The sequence below is a fragment of the Oscillatoria sp. HE19RPO genome (genome assembly GCF_024220515.1).
Taxonomy (GTDB): Bacteria; Cyanobacteriota; Cyanobacteriia; order Cyanobacteriales; family Laspinemataceae; genus Laspinema.
Map to the genome: position 1 here is coordinate 1 of NZ_JAMXOT010000232.1, position 10,462 is coordinate 10,462.

A 10,462-nucleotide genomic window follows, 5' to 3' on the forward strand; every position below is an offset into this window, starting at 1 on the left:
TTTTTTGGGGATTAAAGTTATCTTTGGACTGGCGCTTCTCGAAGCGCGGCTACATGAGTTTTTTGGGGATTAAAGTTATCTTTGGACTGGCGCTTCTCGAAGCGCGGCTACATGAGTTTTTTGGGGATTAAAGTTATCTTATGGACTGGCGCTTCTCGAAGCGCGGCTACATTCCATTACTCTTTTTGGTCATCAAAGTTATCTTATGGACAGGGCTATTTTTTATAGACTATCAGTTCTCTCTCTTAGCCCGCGCAGGCGGGCTTTGTCCGTATAGCCCCAGGCTTGACGCTGCGGGTTTTTATAGCCCTCTCTCCATGAGAAAGGGGAGGGTAGCCGTTGCCACCCTCCCCTTTAAGCTGAAATCAATCACCGTTGGCCCTCAACCTGTTCTAAGCGATCTAACCGAGTGAAATCGATTTGAACCGCTAACCCATCACCCTCGCTTTCCTGGGAAGGAGCGGTGAGTCGGATGGGAAGGAGGAGGGGAGTGCCGAATTGAGTTTCGGGGTTTTGATTGGGGAGATCCCAGTCAAAATCACTAATTCCCCGTTCCAGATCAGCCCGATCGCCCATATCCGTTTGCGCCATCGTCTCGGTAGGCTCGGACGTTGTTTCAGGAGCCTGTGCAATCAACTGTTCAGAAGTCATTGCTGTTGCCGGTCCCATCGCGGTCAGACTCAGACTGACTCCCGCGAAAGTCAGTAGTGTAGACAGTAGTTTTGGCATATATATACCCCCTGAGATATTTTAGGGTGGTTTTACTAGACAAGGTAAGAAAGAATGCTGTTTAACTCGTCAATGAAAAATTCAACAGTCAGACCCTGGGTCTGCTGTTGCGATCGTCATGAAACCCCAACTTTTTAAAGTGGTTTTTAAAGTTTCAGAAAATCTGATAACATTATACCAAAAACTAGCCAAAAATCATCATCCTAAAGATGTACCGATAAAGACCAGCCGGATTGTCCGAGGCGATCGCGCACAATGGCTTCCCACTGCCCTAAACTGTCAGTGAATTCGGGTTTATGCAAACCGGAGAGCCAAAAAATCAGGGCATCTTCGTCCGTGTCTTTATAGTACCGTTTGCGAAAGCCAACCTCTCTAAAACCAAACTTTTGGTAGAGGGACAAAGCCCGTTGATTAGAGCGACGCACTTCCAAGGTAGCCCATTCCAGTCCTCGCTGACGAGCACAAGCCAACAACCCATAGAGGAGGGACTGACCGAAACCCTGATGCCAATAATCGGGATGAATCGCTAAAACCGTGATATGAGCTTCCTCCAAAATCGACCAGAGGCAACCGATGCCCACGAGGGGGGAAACGGGAGTAGAGTCTGGAGAATCAGAAGAGTCCGCTGTTGAGGGAATCGATAACACCAGCAAATCACTGTTAGGACTGTTGAACTCGCGCTGATAGGCATCAAAGCTCCACATTCCGCCCAAAGAACGCTGATCGAGTTCCACGACAGACTCTAACAGGTCGGGGGTGAGTCGGTTGAGTAATAAAACAGGCACAAAACAGCCGAGTTTGATTGGAGAAAGGACAGGAGACGATTGTACACTGGAAAACGAAGCCACTTACGCGGATCGACCTAACCTCATACAAATTCTTAAATATGGTATCCATTCAAACCCAGGCGGTTCAGAAAACAGGCCGTCAGTATCTAACTCAATCCAGTAGCGCCACCGAGAGGCGATCGCCCAACCAGGAACTGCTCCCCCTCACCGCCCGAGTCAACCCAGCCGATCGCCTAGAAATCGGCGGATGTGATGTCGTTACCTTGGTCGAACAGTTTGGTTCGCCCCTTTATATTGTGGACGAAGACACCCTCAGAGAAGGGGCCAGACAGTATCGGGACTTCTTTGCGCGGTACTATCCCGGTCAATCTCAGGTGTTGTATGCATCGAAAGCTTGGAATTGCTTGGCCATCTGCGCAGTCGTCGGCCAAGAAAACCTCGGAATCGATGTCGTCAGCGGCGGTGAACTCTACACGGCCCTAGAAGCCGGTTTAAACCCGGAAAACATTTATCTCCATGGCAACAACAAATCTAAAGAAGAATTACAGATTGCTGTTGCCAGCGGCTGTACCGTGGTTGCCGATAACTGGCAGGACTTGCATCAATTAGTGGCGATCGCCACCGAAACCGGACAGTCTGCCATCCGCATCATGTTGCGGTTCACCCCGGGGATCGAGTGTCACACCCATGAATATATCCGCACCGGACATCTTGACAGTAAATTTGGCTTTGATCCTGACCAAATCGAGGAAGTCTTTGCCTTTGTCCAACAGCATCCCGTCTTAACCTGCATTGGACTCCATGCCCATATTGGCTCCCAAATTTTTGAACGGCAACCCCATCGGGACCTAGCTGGCGTGATGGTACAGTGGTTAAAACAAGCTGCTGCCTACGAACTCCCGGTGACGGAACTGAATGTTGGAGGCGGATTAGGCATTCGCTATACGGAAGCCGACGATCCGCCGAGTATTGAGGAATGGGTCAAAGGCGTTAGCGAAGCGATTACCGCAGCCTGCGAGTCCCACCAAGTGGCTTTACCGAAATTGCTCTGTGAACCGGGGCGATCGCTAATTGGTCCAGCTTGCGTCACCGCCTACACCCTAGGCGCACAAAAACAGGTACCCGGAATCCGCACCTATCTTTCCGTCGATGGCGGGATGTCCGATAACCCCCGTCCGATTACCTACCAATCCGTTTATCGAGCCCTGGTTGCTAATCGGATGTCCGCACCCCTGACTGAAACTGTTACCATAGCCGGTAAGCACTGCGAATCGGGGGACATCGTAATTCATCAAGCCAGTCTGCCGCAAACAGAAAGCGGCGATATTCTAGTCGTCATGACCACAGGTGCTTACAATTACAGCATGGCCTCGAATTATAATCGGGTGCCCAGACCCGCTGCCGTATTAGTCAACGATGGCATTGCGAATATCATCCTGGCTCGGGAAACTTACGAAGATTTAATTCGACAAGATCGCCTACCTGAAAGACTGGCTCATCTGAGTTAATCGCCATTGATCTCGGACCAGAACCGGCGGTGTGAGTCCTTAAAACTTCTGGAGTTGAGCCATGTAAAGGGTTAAACACTGATTCCAGTGTTGGGGCGATCGCCAGGGGCGAGACAACGGCTTGGGATCAACCACCTGTGGGTTAAAACCCCCGAAAAAGCAAGAGGCTGGCGAGGTTGCCAGCCTATCAATCTCGTCATGTAGAAGCGCAAGGTTAATCGAGATCCGATGGGATATTTGTGGGAGCAATTGTCGATCGACCCGAACTGGACTCAGTCCTTGGTGCTTCACTTGGTCCAAATTTGGACGAACTGGATTAAAAATCCCCTGGACATCCTCTTGGTTTTGGCCTTGACCTATATGGTACTCGTCATCATTGGGGAGCGCCGCACCTTGTGGATCGTTCGTGGGTTTATCATTCTGATGGTCGCATCAGCGATCAGTAGCCGCCTTGAACTCAATCTGTTGAGTTTCGTTCTCAATAATTTAGTGATCGGTTCGGCAGTGGCAATGGCGGTGATTCTGCAGTCGGAATTCCGCCGATTTTTGGAACAATTGGGTAAAGGCGAAATCCGGCAACTGTTTCAACCCTACCGCCAGATTATTCCTAAACCCGATAGTGTCATTGATGAAATCGTCGATGCAGTCAAGGAACTCTCCCAAAACCGCACCGGCGCTTTGATGATTTTAGAAACCAGCGGTCCGATCGACGAACGGGATTTTTCCGTTCCCGGGGTAAAAATCAATGCCGAAGTCTCTAAAGAACTCTTGCAGACCATTTTTCAGACCAGTACCCTGTTGCATGATGGGGCACTATTAATTCGCGCTTCTCGAATTATGGCCGCAGGGGTAATTCTTCCTTTGTCCGATCGCACCGCTTCGCGACAGTTAGGAACCCGCCATCGTGCCGCAATGGGGATTACGGAACGAGTCGAAAACTGCGTTTGTGTTGTCGTCTCCGAGGAAACCGGCTCGATCTCCTTGGCCGAAAAAGGTACCCTGAATCGACCTTTAACGAGCAGTAAACTTAAGGAACTACTACAAGCCCGATTTTCACAAACCATCGAACGGGAACCCGTTGCTCCAGATTTGCGAAATTTAGTTCGTCAGTTAGTATCAAAAGCAGTCGGACTCGTGCTACGCTTGCTCCGTCTTCCATCATCGGCTTCACGGGAGAAAAAATGATTACCAAGCCATCAGCTTTACAACAGTTGCCTGCTGACCTCGACACAGAGAGACTCCCCAAGCACGTAGCAGTGATCATGGATGGAAATGGTCGATGGGCGAAGCTTCATGGAATGCCCCGGTTTATGGGGCATCGGCGGGGAGTCGATACCCTCAAGGACCTCCTGCGCTGCTGTCGGGATTGGGGAATTGCGGCCCTCACGGTTTATGCGTTTTCCAGTGAAAATTGGGGGCGTCCCCTCGAAGAAGTAAATTTTTTGATGACCCTGTTTGAACGGGTCCTGCGCCAAGAACTCCAGGAGATGATGGAGGAAAATGTCCGGATTAACTTTGTCGGAAACCTAGAGTCTTTGCCGAAATCTCTCCAAGAAGAAATCAGGCGATCGGTGGAAAATACTCGCAATAATAAGGGGATTCACTTTACCATCGCCACGAACTACGGGGGTCGTCAAGAAATCGTCCAAGCTTGTCGGGAGATCGCCGAACAGGTTCAGCAAGGTTTAATTCAACCTGAACAAATCGATGAGGCGTTATTTGAAAGTCATCTCTACACCTCGGAAGTCGGGGACCCGGATTTGTTGATTCGCACCAGTGGCGAAATGCGTCTAAGCAATTTTCTCCTCTGGCAAGTCGCCTATTCCGAACTCTATGTCACCGAAACCCTCTGGCCAGATTTTAACCGCGAAGAATTCCATTACGCCCTCCGTTCCTATCAAAAACGAGAACGCCGTTTCGGCAAAGTCTAACCCTCCCCCATCCCCCAATTCTCCCCTCAACCAATGACCAATGACCAATGACCAATGACCAATGACCCTAGGGTCCACTAAAAATCGCTTCTTCAATATCTCGCCGACTGAGGGAATATTTGAAGGAGCGTTGAACATCTTGCACCCCACCCTCAGCATTGATATAGCGGACAGTGACATGATCCACATCCAGTACGAGTTCTGCATTCCAACTGGCGCGTTCTACCCGCCAGCAGTGCAGTTCGGTTCGGTCTTGTTCACATCCTTGGTCCTCTAACCATTGCTCGATCGCCGGAAGCGCATGGTTATAAAGGGGAGTATCTGATGAAGGTATTGTCATAGGAAATTTAGCCTTGCTTAAATAAGTTTATAAGTAGGGTAACGGGACATTTTCTCGCGTTAACCCGATCGCGATCGCCAGCAACAAACACCCGATCAACGTGATCCCCAGAATCAACAGGACAAACAACTCCCCACCGGACAAAGGACGCTCAGATGGCTCTCGACCCGTCCCTGGAGACCGCCCATAAGCAGCATCAGGGGTGCGTTTCCAGTGCGGGGGTAAAGAGACCCCATTTCCCCCAATTCCGTCCCGCTCTAGTCTCAATTTCACATCATAGAGATATCGTTCTCGGTCATTACTCAGGGTCTTGTAGGCATCCTTAAGCTGTTGAAACTTTTCCCGCGCTTCCTCCTGGGGAAGGGAGGAGGTATCGGGATGATAGCGCTTGCTCAGTTCCCGATAAGCGCGGCGAATTTCCGGCACCGTTGCCCCATTGGAAAGGCCCAGCAAGGCATAATAATTCAGTGCCGACAAGGTACCCGGTGGCATCGGGGGTTTTCGGTTGTTGAAGTTTACTCGCTTTTGAGTCACAACACACACCACTGGCGTCAGTTTTAGGGAACTCAAAAAAATAAAATACCCAAAAAACCCGCAGGCTGAAGCCTGGGGCTACACGAACGAAGCCCGCCTGCGCGGGCTAATACAGTCTTGTTAGGTGCTTAATCATCGGGATTTGGATAATTTATTTGTTGGAACACCCTTAGATAGTTTATCGCATCTGTTCCGAGTCGGGGCAAGTGATGAATTACCCCAGGACTTACGGAGATTTTGCCTAAATGTAGAGGCGATTCGCGAATCGCCTCTACATTTAGGTTTTAAGGTTAAAGATTGCCTAAGTCCTGTAGCTGTGCACTCAACGGTCCCTCTCCAAATTGGCCGCCGTTCTGATTTTAAGTAAAGTCCGTGCGAATCCGGGCGATCGCCTCATTCAGGGAGTCGCTATCCACCCAATTGACAAATCCCCCATAAATAATATTCCCCTGGGTATCTGCGAGGAAAATATGGTCAATTCCCAGCCAATTTTTCCAGATGCGGACCACGGTCCCATCCCGGAGAACAAAAATTGGGCGAGAATTTTTCAAGTCGCTGTCTGAAGCATAGTTGATGCCCTTAACCTGCTCTAAAAGGGCGATCGCCTCCTGAGTCACGGGCCCAATTGAGGTGGCAAAATTCGCCTGTTGGTTGCCTACTTGTCGCACTTCCCATTCCAGACGAGATTTCAACTCCTCAGAAATCGGTAACCACTCCAACTCCCCTAAAACCGTCTGGGTGCGTTCGGTGCGAGCCCGCACCCGATAGACATCGGTGAGCAACTGTTCAAGACTTTCTCGGGTCAGATATTCCGCAATTAACCCGGTGATCCCCAAAACGCCGATGCCACCGAGGACTCCGGCTGGACCCCCCAACATTGCTAAAGCAGCGGCGATCGCGGCTGAACCTGTTAATCCCGTCGTTGCCATTGCGATCGCCAGAATAATTCCCGGCAGTCCCAAAGCGGCCACCTTTTTTACCACTTCATCCATTGGTTCTATCCTTCCTAGGACATCATGTCGAGCCTACGATTTCTAGGGTAGCGTTAAGCCGCCTCCAGGAGAAACCCAGGGGTCTGATCCGGATCCAGGTGGATTTGTAGGGGTGCAATGCTTGCGCCCTTTTGTAGGGCGCAAGCATTGCGCCCCTACAAATAGTTGGAATCTTTCCCCTTATCTGATACAATACGAAGTTTGCAATATTTACGAAGCTTGCTGGAAGGAGACGTCTGTTTATGGCCCGGATGTACTACGACGAAGACGCAAATTTGGACCTATTAGCCGGAAAAACCATTGCAATTATTGGTTACGGCTCTCAAGGTCACGCCCACGCCCTCAACCTGAAAGATAGTGGCATGAACGTCATTGTCGGGCTGTATCCGGGCAGCAAATCAGCCACCAAAGCAAAAGACGCCGGATTGACCGTGCATAGCGTTGCTGACGCCGCGAAAGCTGCTGATTGGATTATGATTTTGTTGCCGGATGAGGTCCAAAAGTCGGTTTATAAACATGAAATTGAGCCGAATCTCAGCGCAGGCAATGTACTGTGTTTTGCTCACGGTTTTAATATTCACTTCGGACAAGTTGTCCCCCCGGATGATGTGGATGTGGTGATGGTGGCACCGAAAGGACCGGGACATTTGGTCCGTCGGACTTATGAACAGGGAGAAGGGGTTCCGGCATTATTTGCGGTATATCAAGATGCCACGGGTCAAGCGCGCGATCGGGCAATGGCTTATGCCAAAGGCATTGGCGGCACTCGCGCCGGTATCCTGGAAACGACGTTCCGCGAAGAAACCGAAACGGACCTGTTTGGCGAACAAGCGGTACTCTGTGGGGGCCTCAGTGCCTTGATTAAAGCCGGGTTTGAAACCTTGGTGGAAGCGGGTTATCAGCCCGAATTGGCTTATTTTGAATGTCTGCATGAAGTCAAACTGATTGTTGACTTGATTGTGGAAGGTGGACTCGCCACCATGCGCGACAGTATCTCCAATACTGCCGAATATGGAGACTACACGCGCGGTCCTCGCATCGTCACCGATACCACCCGCGCGGAAATGCGGAAAATTCTCAAGGAAATTCAAACGGGACAATTTGCTCGGGAATTCGTATTAGAGAACCAATCCGGTAAGGCTGGATTTACCGCCATGCGCCGACAAGAAGCCGAACATCCCATTGAGGAAGTCGGAAAAGATTTGCGCGCGATGTTTAGCTGGCTGAAGAAAAAGTAAGCCCCTACAGCTACAGTCCTAGGTACAGTTCTAGGAGAAAAAGCACAGACGCGCCCTCGGGCGCGTCTGTGGTGCAATGGAATGGGCAAAGGGTTGGGGACTCCGTTTACTCCATTACTCACCCTTTCTTTCTTGCTGAAGTTGTTCTTCTGTTCGGTCAAACACATCGGGTTTCTCTTTAGTGTTAGAAACCCAGTTCGGAATGAGTCCGGTGCCAAATTTCGTGAGGCTGGTGCGAGTTTCGGTGCTGGTTGTCCGCATTTCTTTTGGCAAAAAGGTCAATTGATCGCCAAATCCGATATACAGAAACCCTAGGAGAATCGAGCCTGTAATTAAGGTGGTTTTAAGCATCTGTGTCTTTAGAGTGAAAGGACAGCACTGTTCTGTGAGGCTCACACGGTAGGATTATATCACATTTTCTCTGGTTTTCAGGAAAATGAGGGAGAGCTTTCGGATGGCTGGGATGTGATTCTTTTAGGTGGGGGGGTCCTGAGTTGCGATCGCCGGTGGGAGTAGGGTTTAAATCCAGGGGGTCTCTTCGCGCCGATCGCCAGTAAACTCTCGATACCCGGTCCGGATTGTTCTCCCTCCTGGGGCAATCTCTAACCGTTTCTCTTGGAAAACCCCTCGTTCCCAAGGAATAAAACCAAAGAAATCAGCCGAAATTGTTCCCGATACCCACTAAATTTTAAACCCAGGATTAGAGCGGGGAGTCTCTTCCTTTCCTCTGGGCTTTTTACCAAAAAACTTATTCAAAAATAAAGTTCCCTGATTTTACTTTAATCGATTGGATTTTCAACGATTCCTCTACCGAATTACATGGGTTGTCAATCCGTCCAAGGGAGGAGCCGAACAGGATTATAAAGCAGTACAGTTGAAATTACAGCAGAGTTGAATCCTCAACTCATCAAGAGGCCAATCCACCTAAGAGTTTCTACGGATTCTCTCCGGTCCAAGGCCAGACTCAGTGGGACATCGGGGTAAACTCACGTCTCCTGTGCCCATCCGTCTTCTGTAGAAGGCGATCGGCCCGAAGATAGCCCGAACAAAAGCCGTTTTGCGCCCTCGAATCCTTTGGATTTATGGGCCAAACAATCGATCTCCCGTCTGACAGTATTTTACCCTGGTCAGACTCTCGAACCGTCATTATTAAACTATTTTTTTCAAGGAAGGGGTGTACGTGCCACTGTGAACCCGTTGAACCAGCAACCATTCAGTGAAAAACTTTTTGATTGAAAGAGTGTTTTGACCTCGTGGATTGTCCAACCCGAAGCAGGGATGAACTCGAAAATGAACCCGGGTAGACCATTTGTTTTCAATTCAGTTGGAACCTTTTAAAAGCCTGAACCAATGCCCCGGTTATTTCCAGTCTCAAAATGCCGACGTTACCTACCCCCATTTGTTGAATCCTTTTGATAGAACTCATTATGAAATCTAACGAACGCAAACCCCATAATCAAACCCCCGATCGGGTGAATACTACACCTCAAGGGCATGGTCAAGTCAGCGTACCCCCGGCGAGTCCGACAGCGGCCCGAGTCGATCGCGCAGCCAATGCCGGTTATAACCAAGGTTATGTGCAAGGTCGAGTCGTGGAAAACGTTCGAGAAAATCGACGGCGAGAGCGCGATAACGACAATTCCGCCCGAGGTTTATTCTTGGGGATTATCCTCACCTCCTTAGTCGCATTAGGGGTAGGGACTCTGTACTATCTGTCCCAACGCGATGGCGCTTCTACTCCAGCAACTGCCCCGGTCCCTCAACAGCCGGAAGCCGAACCCGCACCCACCCGCACCATCGAGCGAGAACGGACTCTGATTGAACGAGTGATTCCAGTCCCGCAAGAGACTTCCGGGGAGCAAGAGCAACCCCCTGCGGAACCCGCGCCTGCGGAACCCGCCCCGAATATCAATATCACCGTCCCCAACTCTCAAACCCAAGAGGCTCCCGCAGAACAACCGGCACCTGAGCCTGCGGCCCCCTCGAATATCAACATCAACCTGCCGGAAATTAACCCAGACTCCACTCCGGCTGCACCTGCGGAACCCGCCGAACCCGCCGAACCCGCTACGCCTCCGGTAGAAAGCCAGCAGGCACCGGAAACCCCCGCAGAAACTACTCCCGAGCCTCAGTCGGCTGAACCCATCAATGACTCTGGTTTTGCGATTCCGGCAAGTTAACTTTTAAGCTGAACCTAAACCTTGAACTCTCTCCGATTGAGGAGGGAGTTTTTTATTAGGGAGCATAAGGTAGGGGTAGAGGCCAGAAACCGGGTTTCTTGCCGAGTTTTTGCTAATTGTCACAGATTCATGCAGAAACCCGGTTTCTTAATTTGGGTAGGGGACCAGAAACCGGGTTTCTTGCCGAATTTTTTGCCAATTGTCACAGATTCATGCAGAAAC

At 50.3% G+C, this 10,462-nt stretch carries 11 protein-coding genes; 5 read left to right on the plus strand and 6 right to left on the minus strand.

Going from position 1 to position 10,462, the window contains the following annotated elements; translation table 11 throughout:
- Nucleotides 1-369: 369 nt before the first annotated feature.
- Nucleotides 370-729 carry a hypothetical protein gene (locus NG833_RS20385; protein WP_254567108.1) on the minus strand — a complete coding sequence of 120 codons (360 nt, stop codon included), beginning with the start codon at nt 727-729 and terminating at the stop codon, nt 370-372.
- A gap of 203 nt (nt 730-932) precedes the next feature.
- Nucleotides 933-1,514 carry a ribosomal protein S18-alanine N-acetyltransferase gene (rimI, locus tag NG833_RS20390; RefSeq protein WP_254567109.1) on the minus strand — a complete coding sequence of 194 codons (582 nt, stop codon included), beginning with the start codon at nt 1,512-1,514 and terminating at the stop codon, nt 933-935.
- 101 nt (nt 1,515-1,615) lie between these two features.
- Here rimI and lysA point away from each other — a divergent pair, with 101 nt between their 5' ends.
- The 3 genes from lysA to NG833_RS20405 all read left to right on the plus strand — a co-directional run bounded on the left by lysA (nt 1,616) and on the right by NG833_RS20405 (nt 4,956).
- The gene (gene lysA / locus NG833_RS20395) at nt 1,616-3,025 is read left to right on the plus strand and encodes a diaminopimelate decarboxylase (RefSeq protein WP_254567110.1); all 1,410 of its coding nucleotides are present in this window, start codon (nt 1,616-1,618) and stop codon (nt 3,023-3,025) included.
- Between the two features lie 228 nt (nt 3,026-3,253).
- Nucleotides 3,254-4,210: a diadenylate cyclase CdaA gene (cdaA, locus tag NG833_RS20400; RefSeq protein WP_254567111.1), complete on the plus strand. Its 957-nt coding sequence runs from the start codon at nt 3,254-3,256 to the stop codon at nt 4,208-4,210.
- Complete coding sequence (locus tag NG833_RS20405) at nt 4,207-4,956, plus strand: isoprenyl transferase (RefSeq protein WP_254567112.1); 750 nt, start codon at nt 4,207-4,209, stop codon at nt 4,954-4,956. The genes cdaA and NG833_RS20405 overlap by 4 nt, the downstream gene beginning before the upstream one ends.
- Before the next feature lie 67 nt (nt 4,957-5,023).
- Here the strand turns inward: NG833_RS20405 and NG833_RS20410 are convergent, their stop codons facing one another.
- From NG833_RS20410 to NG833_RS20420, 3 genes are all read right to left on the minus strand, one after another.
- Complete coding sequence (locus NG833_RS20410; RefSeq protein WP_254567113.1) at nt 5,024-5,296, minus strand: DUF3143 domain-containing protein; 273 nt, start codon at nt 5,294-5,296, stop codon at nt 5,024-5,026.
- A gap of 27 nt (nt 5,297-5,323) precedes the next feature.
- A complete protein-coding gene (locus NG833_RS20415; RefSeq protein ID WP_254567114.1) occupies nt 5,324-5,830 on the minus strand; it encodes a DnaJ domain-containing protein in 507 nt (168 codons plus the stop codon).
- A 359-nt stretch (nt 5,831-6,189) separates the two neighbouring features.
- On the minus strand, nt 6,190-6,822 hold the full coding sequence (locus tag NG833_RS20420; RefSeq protein WP_254567115.1) for a hypothetical protein: 633 nt from the start codon (nt 6,820-6,822) through the stop codon (nt 6,190-6,192).
- A gap of 242 nt (nt 6,823-7,064) precedes the next feature.
- On the opposite strand from NG833_RS20420, the gene ilvC reads away from it, so the two are divergent.
- Entirely contained in the window at nt 7,065-8,060 is a 996-nt protein-coding gene (gene ilvC / locus NG833_RS20425; RefSeq protein WP_015151192.1) for a ketol-acid reductoisomerase, read from the plus strand.
- 114 nt (nt 8,061-8,174) lie between these two features.
- On the opposite strand, the gene NG833_RS20430 is transcribed toward ilvC, so the two are convergent.
- On the minus strand, nt 8,175-8,411 hold the full coding sequence (locus NG833_RS20430; RefSeq protein WP_254567116.1) for a hypothetical protein: 237 nt from the start codon (nt 8,409-8,411) through the stop codon (nt 8,175-8,177).
- Nucleotides 8,412-9,487: 1,076 nt separating this feature from the next.
- Here NG833_RS20430 and NG833_RS20435 point away from each other — a divergent pair.
- Nucleotides 9,488-10,240 (plus strand): hypothetical protein, encoded by a 753-nt coding sequence (locus tag NG833_RS20435; protein ID WP_254567117.1) that lies wholly within the window; start codon nt 9,488-9,490, stop codon nt 10,238-10,240.
- The last annotated feature ends 222 nt before the right edge of the window (nt 10,241-10,462 follow it).